The organism is Cyclobacteriaceae bacterium, from assembly GCA_013141055.1.
Lineage (GTDB): Bacteria > Bacteroidota > Bacteroidia > Cytophagales > Cyclobacteriaceae > ELB16-189.
The window spans coordinates 764,476-783,569 of the sequence record JABFRS010000001.1; the positions used below are offsets into that span (position 1 = coordinate 764,476).

Below are 19,094 nucleotides of genomic sequence, written 5' to 3' on the forward strand. Positions count from 1 at the left end.
GACTCTATAAATTAAAATGCCTATCATTATATCGACGGTAAAACTTTTTGATAGTGGAGACGTCTAACGAGTTATAACCACCAAAAAACCCAATCATTTTGAAACGCAGAGATTTTATTCAATTGTCGGGCATGGGAGCAGCCGGTGCTGCCGCTATGCTTTCAGGCATTCCCGGGATGGGTCAGACCATTTCGCCGGAACGCGCACTTGAAGCGATTGATCCCGCTTTAAAGAAGCGCCTTGCCGATGTGGCCCTCAATGCCGCACGTGCAAAAGGCGCAACCTATACCGATATCAGGATTGGTCGATACCTGAATCAGTTCATCGTCACCAGAGAAGACAAAGTTCAGAACATCGTGAACACCGAATCATATGGTGCCGGTATTCGCGTCATCGCCAACGGTGGATGGGGATTTGCAGCAACAGACAAAATGGACAATGACAGCATCGCGAGAGCAGCTGAACTGGCCGTCGCCATTGCGAAAGAAAATTCAAGACTGTTGATGGAGCCCGTAAGACTCGCTCCTCAAAAAGGATACGGCGAGGTGAACTGGAAAGCACCAATCGAAAAAAATGCATTTGAAGTTCCTATAAAGGAAAAGGTTGACCTTCTTTTAAGTGTGAATGCGGTTGCCATGAAAGGCGGAGCCGATTACATCACATCCCTGCTCGGACTTATCAATGAGCAGAAATACTTCGCGTCTTCCGACGGATCATATATCGATCAGGACATTCACCGCATCTGGCCAGCATTCTTTATTACTGCCATCGACAAGACCACAGGAAAATTTGAAACACGAAATACACTCAGCGCTCCGATGGGAATGGGCTATGAGTATCTCGATGTACGACCACAGGATAAAATAGCCGGGGTCACTACCCGATACAAAGGACGCTATGATATGTTTGAAGATGCCAGAGCCGGTGGAATTCAGGCAAAGGAAAAACTATCAGCAAAATCAGTAGAACCGGGCAAGTACGATCTTGTACTCGATCCTTCTCACCTCGGATTAACCATCCATGAATCTGTAGGTCACCCTACCGAACTGGATCGTGTGCTGGGCTATGAAGCCAACTTTGCAGGGACAAGCTTTCTCACACTGGATAAATGGGAATCCAAAAAATTCAACTTCGGCAATAAGCTGGTGAACATCGTCGCTGACAAAGCACAGGTAGGATCACTGGGTGCCGTTGGATATGATGATGAAGGTGTCAAGTGCGGTCAGTGGGACATTATCAAGGATGGTATTCTTGTTAACTACCAGACGATCCGCGATCAGGCACATATTCTTAAGCTGGATGCATCTCAGGGTTGTTGCTATGCTGACAACTGGAGCAGCGTTCAGTTCCAGCGCATGCCGAACATTTCATTGCAGCCAGGAAAAGAAAAGAAGAGTGTTGATGATCTTATCAAAGGTGTTGAAAAAGGCATTTACATCATAGGTGATGGATCTTTCTCAATTGATCAGCAACGATATAACTTCCAATTCGGAGGTCAGCTTTTCTATGAGATCAAGAATGGTAAGCTGGGAAGCATGTTGAAAGATGTTGCCTATCAAAGCAACTCTCAGGAATTCTGGAACTCTTGCGGCGGTATGGCAGACGAAAGCGACTATCGTCTGTGGGGAGCATTTGGTGATGGTAAAGGACAGCCACCACAAAGCAATTCCGTGTCACACGGTTCTTCTACCACCCGCTTTAATGGAGTGAATGTTATCAACACAGCAAGAAAAATAGGATAAACCATGGCAATACTAACAAAAGACGAAGCTCAGGCTTTGTTAAAAAAAATGCTGGCTTATTCAAAAGCCGATGAGTGCGAGATTAATCTGAACGGAAGCATCGGCGGTAATGTTCGCTATGCAAGAAATTCGGTTTCAACCAGTGGCGTGATCAATCAGTTGAACATTGTTGTATCCTCAGCGTATGGAAAGAAGCTGGGAACAGCAACGATCAATGAGCTCGATGATGCATCATTGGAGAAAGTCGTGCGACGTTCGGAAGAGCTTGCTCAGCTTGCACCTGAAAATCCGGAGTACGTTCCCTTTCTGGGTCCGCAGAAATATGCCGAGCCTGTTACTTATGTTCCTGCTACTGCTGCTATCACACCGAAGCTTCGTGCCGACAATGTTGCGAAGAGTCTGGAAGTAGCAAAAAGCAACAAGGCTGTTGCCGCAGGATTTCTGGAAGACAGTAATGGATTTTCTGCAATGGCGAATTCGCACGGATTGTTTGCTTACAACACAAATACATTCACCAACTTTTCAATCACCGTCCGCACGGAAGATGGAAAAGGTTCCGGATATGCAACAAGAGGTTATAACGATATCACCAAGCTCGACACCAAAGCAGCGACTGAGATTGCTACTGATAAGGCGATCAAGTCAGCCACTGCAAAAGCGATTGAGCCGGGAAAGTATACCGTTATCCTTGAACCTGCCGCCGCCGCTGTTTTGCTGGAGAACATCTTCTTTGCATTGGATGCAAGACAGGCCGATGAAGGCAGAAGCTTCCTGAGCTTACCCGGCGGAAAAACCCGCCTCAATGAAAAGCTGATGGATGAAAGAGTAAATATCTACTCTGATCCATTGAATCCTGAATTACCTACCAGCACCTGGAATGGTGATGGTCGTCCTCAGGAAAAAATCACATGGATTGAAAAAGGTGTTGTCAAGAACCTTACCTACTCACGCTATTGGGCGGAGAAGAAAGGTGTTAAGTCAGTACCCGGTCCTGATGCAATTATCATGGATGGCGGAACCAAATCTGTTCAGGAACTGATCAAAGGAACCAAGAAGGGAATTCTTGTAACACGTTTGTGGTACATACGTTCCGTCGATCCTCAATCACTCTTGCTGACAGGACTTACACGCGATGGCACTTTCTACATTGAGAACGGTGAGATCAAGCATCCGATCAAGAACTTCCGTTTCAACGAAAGTCCGGTGATCATGCTGAACAACCTGGAAGAACTCGGAAAGGTTGAGCGTACCGTCAGCGTTGAATCCAATCTGAATTACCTGCTGCCTCCTTTGAAAATTCGTGACTTCACTTTCACGAGTCTCTCGGACGCAGTATAGTCTGATCTGATTTTTATAAATGGGCAGTCCCGTAAAAGGGGCTGCCTTTTTATTGACCGGCCGTTGATTTTCTGATCGCCGATCAAGGCAAAAGGATCAGCAAACGATTACGCTTCCACCCATATAAATTTCAATTTCAGAGTCAATTTTATATAGGAACTTTAGTCCGAATGGAGATCCCGAATAAGTTCTTTTTTACACGCTTGCAATACGAATCCGGCGACTGGGATGTGGATCAGCGTATGCCTGCAAATGTCCTGAACTCCCTCATAGAATATACTACCCTTCAGATCGAAACTCAGGAGAACGTTGTGCCGTTGAGTAGTGATGAGGTCTTCCGATGTCCGTTCTGCTACCTGAGCGGGCACAAGCTGGTGGAGTTCACCTCCCGGGAGCGGGAGAATTTTGAAAAGTATGTTCGCAACGGTGGGTTTGTATTTGTGGATGATTGCAATCATGATATCGACGGGCTCTTTGCCAAATCATTTGAAGCTCAGATGACGCAGATCTTTGGACCTAAGTCGCTGAACAAAATACCCAACAGCCATGCGATCTATTCATCCTTCTTCAAGTTCGACGGCCCTCCTACCACCGGACAGGAACTCAATGGCTGGGGAGATGACATCGTTCATAATTACCTCAAGGCTGTAGAGATCAACGACAAGATCGGTGTCTTGTATAGCAATAAAGATTATGGATGTGAATGGGATTACGATTTCAGAAACAAAAGATTTTACAGAATAGACAATACAAGGTTTAGTGTGAACATTATCATGTATGCTCTTACTTCATAATCGTGGTGATAAAGAAACAGCGTGCTGGCAACTATAAAATAATATGAACGAAAATTTACAAGCAACGGAAGCATCCGTAAAAGATCTCATCGAAAAACTGAAAGAGCTGAAGAAAGAGATCAGTAAAGTCATTGTTGGTCAGGAAGAGATCATCGATCAACTCCTCATCACTTTCCTCGCTGGCGGTCATGCCTTACTGGAGGGCGTTCCAGGTCTCGCGAAGACTTTAATGATACGCTCTTTATCAGAAGCGATCGACCTTCGCTTCCGCAGAATTCAGTTCACTCCTGATCTCATGCCTTCCGACATTATCGGAACAGAGATCCTGGAAGAAGATCATACCACCGGAAAACGGATCTTCAAATTCAACAAAGGTCCCATCTTCGCCAACATCATTCTTGCCGATGAGATCAACCGTACTTCCCCCAAAACACAATCGGCATTGCTGGAAGCCATGCAGGAATTTGAGGTTACGTATGCCGGAACAACCTATCCGCTGGAAAGACCTTTCTTCATCCTTGCCACTCAGAATCCTATTGAACAATCCGGAACATTCCCATTACCGGAAGCACAACTGGATCGTTTCCTTCTCTATATCAAAGTAGGATACCCCACCGCAGAAGAAGAAAGATCGATCCTTGAAAATACAACCGGACGCAAAGGCAGTCAGATCAAAAAAATAATCGAAGGCAGCAAAATTCTGGAAGCTCAAAAGCTTGTTCGCGATGTGCATATCAACAATGACCTCATTGATCTCGTAAGTCGCATCGTACGTGCTACCCGCGCTGATCAAAGTGAATCAAAGTATGTAAACGAATGGGTACGCTGGGGTGCCGGTCCGCGCGCAGGACAAGCAATGATCCTCACCGCAAAGGCCAGGGCATTGTTGCATGGAAACTTTGCCGTTACGCAAGAGGACATTCATCACGTTGCGTATCCCGTATTACGCCACCGCATTCTCATGAACTTCAAAGCAGAAGCGGAAGGTGTCACACCGCACGACGTAACAAAGCATCTGCTCACCACGATCACGCTTAGAAAAACTCTCTGACACTTTGGATCCGCGCATCAGGCAACTTCTCAAACCCGAAACCCTCAACACCGTCAGCGGTCTTGAGCTGGTAGCGCGTGTTATTGTGGAAGGATTCATGAGCGGAAGTAATAAAAGTCAGTCGGTCGGATCGGGTCAGGAGTTCAGTCAATACAGAAGCTATCAGCCCGGAGATGATCTGCGCCAGCTCGACTGGAAAATGTTTGGACGGTCAGAACGATATTACATCAAGCAGGCCGAGATTGAAACCAATATCACTGTAAAGTTTATGATCGATGCCAGTCACTCCATGTCGTATGGAGAAGATGGCATCACTAAATTGCAATATGCCAAAGTGATGACGGCCGCCCTCGCCTATCTCGCACGTAAGCAAAGCGATACATTCGGATTGTATGCCGTCAATGATAAGAATATAAAAGTTGTACAGCCGCGTTTCGAACAACAGCAGTTCATTCGTTTTTTAAATGAACTGGTTCACCTTAAAAGTGAAGGAACCTGGAACAGGAATGGCGGCGTCGAACAATTGTTTGATCATCACGGAAAAGAGATGATCATCTTCATGACCGATCTTTATGATGACAGTGAAGATCTACAGAAATTTATTTCCAGACTCAAGACACCCCGCAATGAGGTCATCGTTTTCCACCTGATGGGAAAACACGAAACAGAGTTTGACTTTAATGGCTCATTTACATTCGAGGATCTTGAGACCGGAGTCCGTACCAAAGCAGATACCGTTCAGCAGCAAAAGGAATATTCCGGAAGGGTAAAAGAATGGCTTCAGATCTCCAGGGGATGGATGCTGGAAAAACAGATCACCTATAATCTTCAAATGCTGGATGAACCCGTAGAGACTGCTCTGCGGAATTTCCTTACCATTCGTAAAAGCCTCATCCGGTAATGCAACTCTCTCAACCGATATTCCTTTGGGCATTGGCCGGACTCGCAATTCCAGTTGCAATCCATTTGCTCAGCAGGAAAGAAGGAAAAGTTATAAGACTGGGAAGTATCCGTCACGTGCAGGAGACCAGCACAAAGCAATTCAAAAGCTTAAGACTGAATGAACTACTGCTCCTCGCCTTGCGATGTCTGCTCATTATTCTTTTCAGCTTATTGTTAAGTGGTCCGCATTGGAAATCCACCAACAACAAGAAGTGGGTGCTGATCGAAAAAGGATTAGAGAACCAGAAGCAGGTGACCTCTATTCTTGACAGTCTTAAAGATCAGGGCTATGAAAGCCGTTGGCTGGCAAAAGATTTTCCTTTATTGAAAGATAGCGCTGAATGGAAGCCCCTGAGTAATTACAGAAGAATTGTTAATGATATTCTACTCACACAGACATCGGAAGTACTGGTCTTTGCACAGAATAAAGTTTCCGGCTTTAGCGGCACGCGATCATTTGTTCCTGATCATATCCGGTGGATCAGTGTCGGACTTCCTGATAAAGAATATATTCTTGCGGCCATTAAGAAAAGCAATGACAGCATCATTGTCCGTAAGGGAATCACAGGAAGTGATGGAACATCGTTCATCAATGAAATTTCCAATAAGGGTATTGAAGCAAAGCCAGCTAAAACTATTTCCGTCTTGCTCGCAAGCGACCCCGGGCACACGTACGATAGAAAGATCATGATGGCTGTGCTGAAAACAATTCAGAATAGCTATCCTGTTGATCTGGTCATTAAAGAATCAGGATCAGTTGATACATCAGCACCAGTCGATATCTCTATTTCCCTACTGTCCAATAACTCTAAAGCTTCTTCAAAATCAATTATACTGGCACCGCAGAATTCAGAACGTCTCATCATTCATTCACAACCAGATCAATGGATCATTACCAGACGCTTGAATGAAGAGACTGCCCTGAGAGAGAATCTGACATTGGAGATCGCCTCTGTTCTTCTTCCGGAAAGAGATTCACTGGAAGGGATTGTCGCCGCCAACGACAGAAGGGTCATGCCTGATTCAGTGGTGTGGGCATCAGCATCCAATCCTTTGTCGGCTATAATCACAAATCCCATAACCGAAAAAGCAGATCCTTACCTGATTGTATTTTTGTTGTTGATCTTATTAACAGAACGGATGGTGGCATACCATAAAAATCAATGAGCTCAGAACCAGGATTTAATTTGGGAAGGCTTAAGACCCGCTACGTGTTACTACGCAGTGTGGAGATCCTGTTATTGACGATGGCTACTATATTGCTCACAAAAGCGGTAGCGGGATTGGTGGTACAGGAGTCAATCTATCTCTATGCGATCTCTATCCTGGCAGGTATTGTGGTGGGAATAATACGAGGTGTTCATTATCATCTGTTCAGCCTCAACACCGGATTCTTCATCAGCTATCTGAATAAAAACTATCCTCAGCTAAAAGAAAGCGCAGATCTGCTTTTGAGTAATGACAGTGAATTGACCGGGCTTCAGCGTCTTCAGAAAGTCCAGACCCAGCAACAGTTCCATCAGCTTTATCCTGAAATAAAATTACCGAATCACATTGCGCAGGCCTTCGGGATTTTCGCCGCATGCGGGGTCATCTATATTCTTCTCTCTTCGTTTGCAGCAGCACCCGGTGAGAAAGTTCTGGTAAAAGAAAAAACAATCGAAGCTGAGAAAGAATCCATAGTAAATGATACCACCACGGCTGATTTAAGATCGTTATCCATCAGCATCACTCCTCCTTCCTACACACAGGTAAAATCATTTGTCGCACACGGTAGCAACATCTCCTTTCCGGAAGGAAGCAAGGTGACGTGGCAGGCCATCTTCACCAATGACGTTACCGCCGCCAGTATCATTTTCTCCGGTAATGATTCAACTGATCTCGTAAAGACATCAGACCGATACAGCATTTCCAGATCTATGACCGAGTCCGGCTTCTATCAGCTGCAATGGCGTTACAAAAACAAGACACACCGCTCCGATTATTTCAGAATAGAAGTTATCAAAGATGAACCTCCTAAAGTTTCTATCACCAACCTTGAGCAATTCACAAAACTTCGCTTTACGGATAATTTAAAAGTAGGTGTCAATTCATCCCTCAGTGACGACTACGGCTTAACCGATGGCCACATCATCGCCACGGTGAGCAAAGGAAGTGGTGAGTCTGTTAAGTTCAGGGAAGAAAAGCTGCTGTTTACAAATCCACAAAGGATCAATGGAAAGAATGTGCAGGCATCTCTTACACTGGATCTTTTAAAACTCGGACTCGAACCGGGTGATGAACTGTATTTCTATGTTCAGGCATTCGACAATAAAGTTCCGGAAGCAAATCATCATCGTACTGAAACATTCTTCATTGCCCTGCAAGACACTACCCAGGAGATCGCCATGATGGACGACGGACTGGGCGTTGACCTGCTGCCTGAATATTTCCGCAGTCAACGGCAGATCATCATTGATACCGAGAAACTATTAAAAGACCGTAAGAAAATTTCAAAGCAGGAATTCAATTCCACCAGCAACGAGCTTGGGTATGATCAGAAAGCCCTGCGACTTCGTTATGGACAATTCATGGGTGAAGAAGCGGATTCCGGCATCGGAACCGAAGCAGCGGCGGAAGCTGTCGAAGAAAGTGAGCATGAAGGAGAAGAAAAAGATAAAGATGTCATGAAGCAATACGGTCATCAGCATGATACCGAGAACGAGCACAATCTTGTCGAGCCCAAGAAAGAAGATCCCATGAAAGCATTCATGCATCAGCACGACAACAGTGAAGAAGCTACCTTCCTCTTTCAATCAGTCAAGGCAAAATTAAAGGCAGCGCTGGCCATCATGTGGGATGCCGAACTTCACCTCCGGCTATTTGATCCGGCTAAATCACTTCCGTATCAATACAAGGCACTTAATCTTCTGAAAGAGATCAGCAATGATTCACGCGTGTATGTGCATCGCTCCGGATTTGATCCTCCCCCATTGAAAGAAGAAAAAAGACTGACGGCAGATCTGACGGAAGTCAGGACCAATACCAATCGTTACGCCAGCGACGTGAAAATAAAATATCCCGCTATCCGCCAGGCATTGATCATGACCGAAAAGCTGCTTCAGGGAAATGCAACCATACTGTCGGAAGAACAAAAGAACAGGTTTATGGCTGCGGGTCAGGAGCTTGCCATGGAAGCGATTGAACAACCATCCTATCTTGGCACGCTGACATTATTGAAATCTTTGGTGGATGACAAGGTGAAAGCGGAGAACATGAGCAAGACGCTTCTCCAAGTAAGAAAAACATTGTGGAGAGCTATTCCTGCATCATCGGCATCCCCGGCAGGAATTCAAAATCCGATGCATATGCTGGATGAGAAATTTCTGAAAAGCTTAGAAACCATAAAGAATGAATAATTTCTTTATCACTTTTCATCCTGTATTTCCTCTCTGGAGCATCGCACTGGTTTCTGCTGCTGCACTGATATTCTTTATCTGGAAAGAATATTCACGAAGGCAAAATCTCCTGATCGCAAGGATCATTGCAATCGTGCTGGTCATTTTTGCATTGCTGGGAATCACTCTTCGTCCGGCATTGAAAGAAGAAGGAACAGGATCACAATCCATATTACTTACAAAAGGTTATCAGTCTTCTACACTTGACAGTCTTAGGAAGGTCTATCCTTCGATTGAAACCATACAGCAAGGATCACCTGATATTTTCAACAAGGACATACGCTTCATTCTTGGCAATGGTTTATCCTCCGACTCCCTTGAAATGTTGGATAGCAAAAGCTTTCAATTCATCCCCGGGAAGCCCTCCACAGGAATTATCCAATGGATCATGCCGGAAGCTATTCATGCGAATCGCAAAAACACCATCAGGGGAACAGTCAATACAGAGCAAGACATCAGGATAAAAATTACCGGACCGGCGGGAGCTGAAGATTCAGTTCTGTTGAAAGGGGGCAGAAAGAATTTTACGCTTGACATTCGTCCGAAGCAGGCAGGGCTTTTCGTTTATCAGTTAACCACACAAACTAACAATACGAAGACCAGCGATCCATTGCCATTGGAGGTGCTGCCGGATGAGAAGCTCAACATTCTTGTGCTTTTGAAATTCCCAAGTGCAGAGATCCGGTATCTGAAAAATTACCTGTCAGCGAAAGGTCATTCACTCTCGATCCGGTACCAGACTTCAAAGACAAATTTCAAATACGAATACGCCAACACGATGCCGGGAAAGATCAGTCGCGTCACACCGGAGATTGCTGCCGCTACAGATCTTGTGTTCATTGATAGCTCTGTCCTGTCGGAGTTATCGGATCTGGAAAAGAGTGTTCTTAAAAAAGCTATTCAGTCGGGACTGGGAATGATCATACTGGACCTTCCGGAAAAAGGAAACAGCCTGAAGCAATTCCTTTCTGTTGAATCAAAAGTGATCGCTACTGATACTGTACATCTGCAGTTGGATGATAGAAATTATACTTTACCGGCACAGCCGTTGACTGTTGCCAACGATGCATCGATTAATGCGATCACAAATCATCATGAAAGAATGATGTCAGGGTATCAGTATATGGGTGCCGGCAAGGTAGGGTTTCAGCTTTTGAAAGAGACCTATCGCATGACACTGGAAGGAAATGAAGACGACTATGCGTCGCTATGGGCGCCATTGATTGAACAGACTTCGAGAATCAAAAATCAGATGTTCAGGATGAGAATGAAGAATTCATTTCCTTACTATGAGAATGAGTCGCTTCAATTTGAGATCATCACATCCGGTACACGGCCGATCGTCTATGCAGATGGAATATCCATTCCCTTAGCGGAAGATGTCTTACTGGACGATGTGTGGAGCGGCAGGTTGTGGGCAGGAAAGAAAGGCTGGCATCAGTTATTCATTAAAGAAGACTCTACGCGGTTCAATTATTATGTATCCGGAAAAGGCGAATGGAATTCTTTAAGAGTGAACGATCAGATCACTAAAAATAAATTCGCAACATCGACAGCAACTTTGACGGCATCTGCAAAGACCTATCAATACCGTGAGATATCCATGCTGTGGTTTTACCTGATATTTCTGATGGCAAGCGGGTTTCTGTGGCTCGCGCCGAAGCTGTAGGGTAGTGTCTCAGTGCCGCAACGCTGGAGTTTATAAAAGATGATAAGGGTAAGGTAACAAAATTTGTCGTGAATCAGGGCGGTCGTTATGAATGGAAGAAGGTTGAGTAAATATGAACCACAAGAGTGAAGACAAATAAGCATCCCTCAAAATGAAAAACCTCACCAAAATTGAATCATCTGCCAGAAATAAGCAGAACTACCTGAAAGCCAAAGAAGCATTCAACCATAAAAAAGTGGATGAGTGCATTCTCTTCTATGCTCTCCATCACGAAGTCAAATCAAAGCAAAGTGAGAAAGGGCGGGCCGGGATCCAAAAGTTTCTGGAAGGTCTCCATCAAACCTGGCCGGACATTCAGATCACCGTTGAACACGCTGTTGCGGAAGACAATTGGGTAATGGGCAGAAGCGTTGCAACAGCAACCCATTCACAGGTGGTGTTAGGCGTTCCGCCCACCAACAAAAAGATTACAGCCACATTCTGGGACCTGCACCACTTCGACGAAGATGGTTTGATCATTGAAACGTGGAACTTAATGGATAGCTTAGCCATCATGCAGCAGATCGGACTTCTACCTAAGTAACAATCAATCATGAGATCAGTAAAAAATCTTCTGATAATTTTTCTTGGAGCAATTTTGCTATCATGTTCTTCCACCAGGTCAATATCAATATTATACTCTGACTCCTATGATGAAACGAAAGACCAGACTTCGGTCATGATCTTACCATTTGGCACGGTGAAAGTCCAGGGTCAATGGAAGAAGGTAAAGGAAAATCACGTGAGCGGGCAATACTTTTTCGATGGACCAGACTCCGTTGGGATTGCCATTGCACTTCAGCCATGGGATCGGTATGAGTTCTCTCACAACAATCCTGAAGTCACACCCCAAAACTTTGTCAGGAAATTCTATGAGTGGGATGCCAACTATTTAAAAGAAAAAACCGGCGGACAATTAAGAATTGTGAAAGAGGATGAACAAAAAGGTTATCTGATCTGGAGTTTGTCCAACGGACCTATACCCCAGGACTATTTTCTATTCGGCCTGAAAGGGAACATCGCTTACAACCTGGAGATCATTTAATCTTGATATTTATCTGATCAATGAAAAACACCATTCCTCTAAATAGTTTAAAGCAAGCAAAAAACAAGGCACTAATTTTCGGTGGAATAATTGTTGTTTATCAAATTACTGGAGTAGCATTGATCTATAACCAAAGAAATTTACTCATACCTTTCGCAGTTCTCGGCATCCTACTGACAGGTCTCATCTTATTCTTGGCAAAACGAATGCAGTGGGAGATATCTTCACAGAATCCCGAAGTTCTAGATTTATATTTCAGGCTTGGGAACTTGAGATTGAAGCATCAATCATTCAAACACACTGAGATAAAAGACGTTTTAATTGAACAGGACAACCAGAAATACTTCATACTCTATTTAATTACTGACAAAAGACGAATACAAATTGACCGATATCCTACCCGTAAAATAATTGATGCTTTACGAGATCATTTAGCTGAAAAATTGCAATTGTCGTAACTTAGGTTTTGAATAATGGATAGAGTATCTCAAAGAATTATAAGCAATAATAATTTTGATTAAGTTTAATTGATGAAAATCATTCCATTAGTTTCTTTGATCTTATTGACATCAAGTCTTTTGGCCCAGCAACCCGACAGTCTGGGAGTTGGTGACAACCTGATACTCAACAGGCAAGAATATTCTTTCCTGAACTCGGACTTCAGCGACAGTAAAATTGAATTTGATTTTAAAGGAAAGAGAATTGCATTTCTGGGGGGAATACGCGGGAATTACATCCTGACAAAGAAAGAGTATTTCAACACTTTTGTTAGACCGAGACTCGGGACGAACAAGAAGAAACCCTACTCACTCACAATACTCACTCCGGCAGAAAAAGAAGAATCAGGTGGTTACGATGCCTTTATCCTTACACCCGCGAAATTATTTACCGATCAGGATAGAAAAAAAGTCCTGAAGAAGTTGGGTAAGAGATAGCCTGCTTATCTCCCTCCAAAATTATTTGGGGCCGCCCTGATAAATTAACAGTGGAATAATAAAAGCTAAGGCTATAGATGATCTTTAACCCAAGGCCCGAAGGGTCGAGATTTTTTAGCCCTGGCTGCAGGCCAGGGTTTCCAAAGCAAAATTGCATAAGCCCCAAAGTGGGCGAGATTTTTTACGCGCGCATTAATCTCATACATAATATCCATTGCGGGGTACCGTAGGTACGCAACAATATTATAAACACTTACATTTTGAAAGCATGAGTTGATCTCTAAAGCAAACGCTGTTCATATCCTTCCGCAGCTTTAGCTGCATCTGTGTAAATCCATTTTCGGAGCAAAAGTTTCTTATCCACTAATCCGCCACGCATATAGTCTTGGTACTATACAATGATCCTGCATTTTATTCTTAAGTAAAAGCCTCAATGTCTGTGATTCCCTCCCTCCAAATCCCCCATCCTGACCCTCCCTCTGCATTGTAAATATTTAATTTAATTCCTTATTTGCTTGACAAAACATAAGGAAATGGGCAAGGAATACCTTGGAGAATTTGAAGAACTGGTACTGACTATGGTGGGTGTGCTTCAAAAAGAGGCGTACGGTGCCGCCATCGCCGAAGAAATTGAAAAACGGCAAGACCGAAACATCAACATCAGTGCGCTGCATGTTACTCTCTACCGCCTTGAAGACAAAGGTCTGATCAAATCCGCTTTCGGCGGCTCTACCAATGAACGAGGTGGTCGACGAAAACGAATCTACACCGTAACCAATGCAGGATTCGTCATGCTCCGAAGAATGAAAGACGGAAGACTCGAATTATGGAGATTGATCCCACAACTAAAGATGTCCGGGATATGAATGACCAGATACCTCAATGGCCATTAAAATTCTTAAGAGCCGTCTGCCCTGACCACCTGATCGAAGAGATCGAAGGCGACCTCCTGCAGAATTTCTATAAAGACCATAGAAAGTTTGGACAACGAAAAGCAAGGTTAAGATTAACCCTGAATGCCATCCGCTATTTGCGGCCGGAAATTATTATGCGAAACAAGTTTTCATTTCAACTAATCAATATCATGATGTTACTCAACTACTTTAAACTCTCCCTCAGAAACATCAGGCTCAGTCCGCTCTACTCCTTTATCAACATGTTCAGTCTTACCATCGGACTGTCCTCATGCCTGGTCATCTATCTCTTCATTTCCGATGAGCTCAGCTTTGACTCTCTCCATTCAAACAGATCTTCTGTCTATCGCATCTATGGAGTGCCTCATTATTCCGGAAACGGCACCCAAAAGATTGCATTGACGAATGCATGGACTGGCCCATCCATTGCCGAAGACTTCCCACAGGTTGCAAGCTTCACGCGCTACTGGACTCAGGGAAAAATGACATTCACAAATGGCGATGATCACCTTTTGATTAACAGTGTTGCCGCCGTTGACAGCACTTTCCTCAACATCTTTGACTTCAATCTGCAATCCGGCAATCGCGCCACTGCCCTCGCCGAACCCAATTCTGTGATCCTTACGGAATCAACAGCATTAAAACTTTTCAAAAATACCGATGAGTCTCTCGGGCGAGCGATCACCATTCAGGACACTGAATATAAAATTACCGGGATCCTCAAAGACACTCCAGAAAACTCTCACCTGAGGTTCGATGCTCTTCTTTCCATTTCAACTTTTGGGAAAAATAAAATGTTCAGCTCCACCTGGGAAGGAAGTTTCTTAAACACCTACCTCCTGCTTCACGATGGTGCAGACAACAAAGAGCTTGAATCAAAGCTCTCCGACTTCTGGATCCGGCACACGGGCATAAAAGATCCTGACAAGGGAACAACATTACAATTGCAGCCACTATCAGATGTTCATTTGCAATCCACGGATATGGATCACGACTACAACAACTATCGAAAGTTTAATGGTACTTATCTGAAAGTCTTTGGGATCACAGGCATCTTCATATTATTGATCGCTTGCGTGAATTTTATGAACCTTACCACGGCTCGGGCGTCCTACCGTTGGAAAGAAGTTGGCATTCGAAAATCTATTGGAGCAAAGAAAACGCAACTCTTCGGGCAATTTATTTTTGAATCAACGGTAATGGCACTGCTGGCGTTGGTATTAGCCATGCTCCTTGACCTGTTCCTGATTCCATTCGTAAATCAACTTACCGGACGACAACTTCTGCTTTCATCATTGTTTGCTCATCCCATACAGGCCGGATTGCTGGTAGCAGTAACCATACTCCTCGGTTTGTTAACGGGAATCTATCCTTCATTCTACATGACTTCATTCAATGTTACTTCCGTATTAAAGGGTGGAATTAAAACTCAGGGGAGATCCATCTTCCAGAACTCTTTGGTCGTTCTGCAATTCGGATTGGCCATCGGATTGATCATCGGCACACTGGTCGTCACACGCCAGCTTTCCTTCATGAAGAATACTGACATCGGCTTCACCAAAGATCAGATCATACTGGTGGGAATGAATGGGGAAGTCAACAAAAAGCTTGAAGTCCTAAGAACAGAATGGCTGCGTAACCAGTCTGTGTCGGGGGTGACAGCCTCCAGTCAACGACTTGGCACCAACCTGAACGGATGGGGCTTTAAAGTAAAGACCGACACAGGGATCTATAATTTTGTACCGTCCAATCTGAATGTTGATTTCGACTATTTGAAAGTGTATGGGATCACGTTGAATGATGGCAGGGACTTTTCACGCGAATTTCTTACGGATAATGGAAAGGCGTTCATCATCAATGAGACGATGGCGCGTGAGCTGAACATGAAACAGCCTGTTGGCATCCCTGCCGGACAATCGTGGTATGAAAATGATTCACTGGGTGCCATTATCGGAGTGGCGAAAGATTTCAATTATAATTCATTGTATTCGAAGATCGGAATGCTTGCCATCGTCTGTAAGCCTGAGTGGGGATATGATGAGATCTCCATTAAAATTGATGGCGCTCATGCAAAAGAAATAATTCCTGCACTTAAAGAGGTATGGGATAAGAACATCACGACCTACCCTTTCACCTATTCTTTCCTCGACGAGCATGTTGATAATCTATACAAGTCTGATCAGCAGATGAGTTCTGTGATATCCATCACCGCGATCTTTGCGATCTTCATTTCGTGTATGGGTTTGTTTGGACTGGTGGCGATTACCATGAACAAAAAAATAAAAGAGATTGGAATCCGTAAGGTGCTCGGAGCAACTAATTTTCAGATCAGTTCGATGCTATCCTCAAGTTTCACAAAGCTGATACTAATATCGTTTGTAATGATCTGCCCGGTAACGTACTATTTATTGTTCAAATGGCTGGAGAGTTTCAGTTACCGGATCACGATGAGTCCGTGGTTATTTTTGTCCGGAGGGTTGATCACGATTATCATCGCGCTGCTGACTATAAGTTATCATACGATACGATCAGCGCGTGAAAATCCGGTGAATGCTTTGAGGTATGAGTAGTGGAGAGCCAAGCCGTAAAAAACTGCTCTTGGTAGGGTGACGATGGAAATGAAATTCATTGTAAGGAATGTTGCGTACCTACGGCACGCCGGTGCAACTCTGAACTACCCTCCGGGACCGTTAACCAACCCTAATGCGAGATGCAAGAGGTGAGAGCTTCAGGATCGTTATCAAATAACTCAATGTGACATTTAAGTAGATGCTGGTCCCGGAGGGACCTAATCTTTGTAGAAATCGTATGATTTAGTTGGGCCAGCGTGCCGTAGGTACGCAACAATATTATGAACACAGATAAAATTGCTTTTACTTTTCTCCGATCTCAATCGGACGCAATACATAGTCCTAAATAGGCCCGGATAGGTCACTCATTGGGACATTATCCGATACTAAACCGATAGTAGCCTATGAAATGGGTAGTGGAAACATAGCTTGAACCTAGGCAGAACCTAGCTAGAACCTAGCCTGAACCTAGGTAGAACCTAGCCTGAACCTAGGTAGAACCTAGCCTGAACCTAGGCAGAACCTAGCTCGAACCTAGGTAAAACCTAGCGTCGGAGGTGAAAAAGTGTGCTATTCACCCGAAATTCCGACTTACTGCCAATTGCACCATCAACCTCTTAAAATCCAGGTTTGAAGATCAAATGACAGTTGAGAATGACACCAAAAAATACGATCAAACCCTTCTGATGTTACAAATTGTTCAGGATTTTTCTTTTCGTAGTAAAGACATCAAAGGTGACCCTTTGTGGCATTCACAGAATCCCTTTATCTTCAATCCCATAGTCAGAATTTTAATACCGTGGGAAGAGATATTCAGCTCCAATGAAAAACAAGATCATTCTCATCATCACCATCGGCTTCATCATAACCGCAGGGATACTGATCTTCAGGAGCAACACTCGTCGTTACGTCAGCGATGAAAGCTTTCAAAACAATATCATCAAACAAAAAGAACTGAATGGAAGGGTCCTCGCCCTTCTGCATGAAAACGGAATCAAAGAGGATTCATTACTAAAGGCAGAGCTTCGCTTCTATACCGACGACCAGGACAAAGCAAACAATCTCGTTGCCGGTTTAAGGAAACTCAACTATACCGTAGACACGTACAACAAATCTGACGAAGATCAGGTGCTTTGGGAAGTGAGCGGTTGGTCAACACTCATTCAAATAAACAGCACTGCAGTCACACAATGGACCGACCTCATGTGCAAGACCGGCTTTGACAACGATTGTGAGTTTGACGGATGGTGGTATAAAATCAAGGATACAAAATGAAAGTGAATGTAGTCCATACCAATCCGGCCGATCTTGATATGATCTATGGGTTGTTTGAACAGTCCATCAGCTATCAGGAAAAACACGGTTATCCCGTCTGGAGGAACTACGACCATAATGCCATCGTTCGCGACATCGAAAATAAAAATCAGTACAAAGTTCTCGTCGACTCAAAAGTTGCCATCATCTTCAGCGTCTGCTATACCGACAAAGTGATCTGGCGCACGATGGACCACGGAGATTCTATTTACCTCCACAGGATTGTGGTAAACCCCGAGTTCAAAGGTCAGAAGCTTTTTGGAAGAATTATGGAATGGGCTATCGAACACTCTCAGCAAAGATCTCTCAAGAGCATCCGTATGGATACCTGGGCAGCCAATCCCAATATCATTGAATACTATAAAGGATTCGGTTTCTCATTTATAGAAACATACACCACACCGGACACTGAGGAATTGCCGGTTCATAACAGAAACCTGGCCCTGACGTTGCTGGAGTACAAACTTTAATTCAACAGTTTTGTGACGAACCGAATATCGTTGCATTATTAATCAAAATTTCAAACATGAAGATCCATCTGCTGCTCTTTGCAACTCTATTCATCTTTTCCTGCAGTAAAGACAAGTCCCGTCTTGAGTTGGCGCCATCCGGCGAGCAACAGAGTAGTATGAATGAAGCGCTCTCCTCCGCTCCTAACGTTTCAGTGGAACGCAAGCTCATTAAAAACGGAGATCTGAGTTTCAAAACAGATGACACGAAAAAGACCAAAGCTGAAATAGAAAAAATCGTCAAAGAATTCAACGGATATATCTCAACAGAAAGTCAGAATAATTATGGAGACAGACTTCAATACAGTCAGATCATTCGCGTGCCCTCGGCACGATTCGAAGAACTTATTCAGAAGATAGAGGCGATCGCTGAAGAAGTAGAGTCAAGGAATATTTCAAGTCAGGATGTAACCGAAGAATTTATTGACACAGAAGCGCGGGTAAAAACAAAAAAAGAACTGGAAGCGAGGTATCGCGAGATCCTGAAAGAAGCCAAAACTGTTGCTGACATTCTTGCCATTGAAGCACAGATCGGTGCCGTGAGAACAGAAATTGAATCGGCAGAAGGAAGACTCAACTATTTAAAAAGTCAGGTCTCTTTCAGCACACTCAACGTTACCTATTACAAAACAATTGGTACGGATTTCGGATTTGCCTCAAGATTCGTTGATTCACTTGGCTATGGATGGAACAATCTCCTGACTTTTATAATCGGTCTTGCCATGCTTTGGCCGTTCATGATCATGATTATCGTCGGAGGATGGTGGTGGTTTCGGCGCAAAAAGAAATCCTGAA

17 protein-coding genes are annotated in these 19,094 nt (G+C 44.0%); all 17 read left to right on the forward strand.

Going from position 1 to position 19,094, the window contains the following annotated elements:
• Positions 1 to 98: 98 nt before the first annotated feature.
• The 17 genes from HOP08_03335 (at position 99) to HOP08_03415 (ending at position 19,093) form a co-directional block, all read left to right on the forward strand.
• Entirely contained in the window at positions 99 to 1,742 is a 1,644-nt protein-coding gene (locus HOP08_03335; protein NOT73935.1) for a TldD/PmbA family protein, read from the forward strand.
• A 3-nt stretch (positions 1,743 to 1,745) separates the two neighbouring features.
• A complete protein-coding gene (locus HOP08_03340) occupies positions 1,746 to 3,080 on the forward strand; it encodes a TldD/PmbA family protein (protein NOT73936.1) in 1,335 nt (444 codons plus the stop codon).
• Positions 3,081 to 3,256: 176 nt separating this feature from the next.
• Positions 3,257 to 3,874, forward strand: a complete 618-nt coding sequence (locus tag HOP08_03345) for a DUF4159 domain-containing protein (protein ID NOT73937.1) — start codon at positions 3,257 to 3,259, stop codon at positions 3,872 to 3,874.
• A 43-nt stretch (positions 3,875 to 3,917) separates the two neighbouring features.
• A complete protein-coding gene (locus HOP08_03350) occupies positions 3,918 to 4,925 on the forward strand; it encodes a MoxR family ATPase (GenBank protein ID NOT73938.1) in 1,008 nt (335 codons plus the stop codon).
• Positions 4,926 to 5,022: 97 nt separating this feature from the next.
• A complete protein-coding gene (locus tag HOP08_03355; GenBank protein NOT73939.1) occupies positions 5,023 to 5,826 on the forward strand; it encodes a DUF58 domain-containing protein in 804 nt (267 codons plus the stop codon).
• Complete coding sequence (locus HOP08_03360; GenBank protein NOT73940.1) at positions 5,826 to 7,034, forward strand: hypothetical protein; 1,209 nt, start codon at positions 5,826 to 5,828, stop codon at positions 7,032 to 7,034. Before HOP08_03355 ends, HOP08_03360 begins: the two co-directional genes overlap by 1 nt.
• On the forward strand, positions 7,031 to 9,265 hold the full coding sequence (locus HOP08_03365; GenBank protein NOT73941.1) for a hypothetical protein: 2,235 nt from the start codon (positions 7,031 to 7,033) through the stop codon (positions 9,263 to 9,265). The genes HOP08_03360 and HOP08_03365 overlap by 4 nt, the downstream gene beginning before the upstream one ends.
• The gene (locus HOP08_03370) at positions 9,258 to 10,973 is read left to right on the forward strand and encodes a hypothetical protein (protein ID NOT73942.1); all 1,716 of its coding nucleotides are present in this window, start codon (positions 9,258 to 9,260) and stop codon (positions 10,971 to 10,973) included. The genes HOP08_03365 and HOP08_03370 overlap by 8 nt, the downstream gene beginning before the upstream one ends.
• 151 nt (positions 10,974 to 11,124) lie before the next feature.
• On the forward strand, positions 11,125 to 11,556 hold the full coding sequence (locus HOP08_03375; protein ID NOT73943.1) for a SnoaL-like domain-containing protein: 432 nt from the start codon (positions 11,125 to 11,127) through the stop codon (positions 11,554 to 11,556).
• A 9-nt stretch (positions 11,557 to 11,565) separates the two neighbouring features.
• Positions 11,566 to 12,057: a hypothetical protein gene (locus HOP08_03380; GenBank protein NOT73944.1), complete on the forward strand. Its 492-nt coding sequence runs from the start codon at positions 11,566 to 11,568 to the stop codon at positions 12,055 to 12,057.
• Positions 12,058 to 12,077: 20 nt separating this feature from the next.
• Positions 12,078 to 12,515 carry a hypothetical protein gene (locus HOP08_03385; protein NOT73945.1) on the forward strand — a complete coding sequence of 146 codons (438 nt, stop codon included), beginning with the start codon at positions 12,078 to 12,080 and terminating at the stop codon, positions 12,513 to 12,515.
• 72 nt (positions 12,516 to 12,587) lie between these two features.
• Complete coding sequence (locus tag HOP08_03390) at positions 12,588 to 12,992, forward strand: hypothetical protein (GenBank protein NOT73946.1); 405 nt, start codon at positions 12,588 to 12,590, stop codon at positions 12,990 to 12,992.
• Positions 12,993 to 13,525: 533 nt separating this feature from the next.
• A complete protein-coding gene (locus HOP08_03395; protein ID NOT73947.1) occupies positions 13,526 to 13,858 on the forward strand; it encodes a PadR family transcriptional regulator in 333 nt (110 codons plus the stop codon).
• On the forward strand, positions 13,819 to 16,476 hold the full coding sequence (locus HOP08_03400) for an FtsX-like permease family protein (protein NOT73948.1): 2,658 nt from the start codon (positions 13,819 to 13,821) through the stop codon (positions 16,474 to 16,476). The genes HOP08_03395 and HOP08_03400 overlap by 40 nt, the downstream gene beginning before the upstream one ends.
• An 822-nt stretch (positions 16,477 to 17,298) precedes the next feature.
• Positions 17,299 to 17,751, forward strand: coding sequence for a hypothetical protein (locus HOP08_03405; GenBank protein ID NOT73949.1), 453 nt, complete (start codon positions 17,299 to 17,301; stop codon positions 17,749 to 17,751).
• Complete coding sequence (locus HOP08_03410) at positions 17,748 to 18,260, forward strand: GNAT family N-acetyltransferase (protein NOT73950.1); 513 nt, start codon at positions 17,748 to 17,750, stop codon at positions 18,258 to 18,260. The genes HOP08_03405 and HOP08_03410 overlap by 4 nt, the downstream gene beginning before the upstream one ends.
• A 56-nt stretch (positions 18,261 to 18,316) precedes the next feature.
• On the forward strand, positions 18,317 to 19,093 hold the full coding sequence (locus tag HOP08_03415; GenBank protein NOT73951.1) for a DUF4349 domain-containing protein: 777 nt from the start codon (positions 18,317 to 18,319) through the stop codon (positions 19,091 to 19,093).
• Position 19,094 lies beyond the last annotated feature (1 nt).

Bases quoted from the DNA above. Each gene is read 5' to 3' on its own strand.
- HOP08_03365 (NOT73941.1), top strand. From the start codon at position 7,031: ATGAGCTCAGAACCAGGATTTAATTTGGGAAGGCTTAAGACCCGCTAC.
- HOP08_03380 (NOT73944.1), top strand. From the start codon at position 11,566: ATGAGATCAGTAAAAAATCTTCTGATAATTTTTCTTGGAGCAATTTTG.
- HOP08_03405 (NOT73949.1), top strand. From the start codon at position 17,299: ATGAAAAACAAGATCATTCTCATCATCACCATCGGCTTCATCATAACC.
- HOP08_03390 (NOT73946.1), top strand. From the start codon at position 12,588: ATGAAAATCATTCCATTAGTTTCTTTGATCTTATTGACATCAAGTCTT.
- HOP08_03415 (NOT73951.1), top strand. From the start codon at position 18,317: ATGAAGATCCATCTGCTGCTCTTTGCAACTCTATTCATCTTTTCCTGC.
- HOP08_03375 (NOT73943.1), top strand. From the start codon at position 11,125: ATGAAAAACCTCACCAAAATTGAATCATCTGCCAGAAATAAGCAGAAC.
- HOP08_03395 (NOT73947.1), top strand. From the start codon at position 13,526: ATGGGCAAGGAATACCTTGGAGAATTTGAAGAACTGGTACTGACTATG.
- HOP08_03355 (NOT73939.1), top strand. From the start codon at position 5,023: ATGAGCGGAAGTAATAAAAGTCAGTCGGTCGGATCGGGTCAGGAGTTC.
- HOP08_03400 (NOT73948.1), top strand. From the start codon at position 13,819: ATGGAGATTGATCCCACAACTAAAGATGTCCGGGATATGAATGACCAG.
- HOP08_03370 (NOT73942.1), top strand. From the start codon at position 9,258: ATGAATAATTTCTTTATCACTTTTCATCCTGTATTTCCTCTCTGGAGC.
- HOP08_03385 (NOT73945.1), top strand. From the start codon at position 12,078: ATGAAAAACACCATTCCTCTAAATAGTTTAAAGCAAGCAAAAAACAAG.
- HOP08_03360 (NOT73940.1), top strand. From the start codon at position 5,826: ATGCAACTCTCTCAACCGATATTCCTTTGGGCATTGGCCGGACTCGCA.
- HOP08_03410 (NOT73950.1), top strand. From the start codon at position 17,748: ATGAAAGTGAATGTAGTCCATACCAATCCGGCCGATCTTGATATGATC.
- HOP08_03340 (NOT73936.1), top strand. From the start codon at position 1,746: ATGGCAATACTAACAAAAGACGAAGCTCAGGCTTTGTTAAAAAAAATG.
- HOP08_03350 (NOT73938.1), top strand. From the start codon at position 3,918: ATGAACGAAAATTTACAAGCAACGGAAGCATCCGTAAAAGATCTCATC.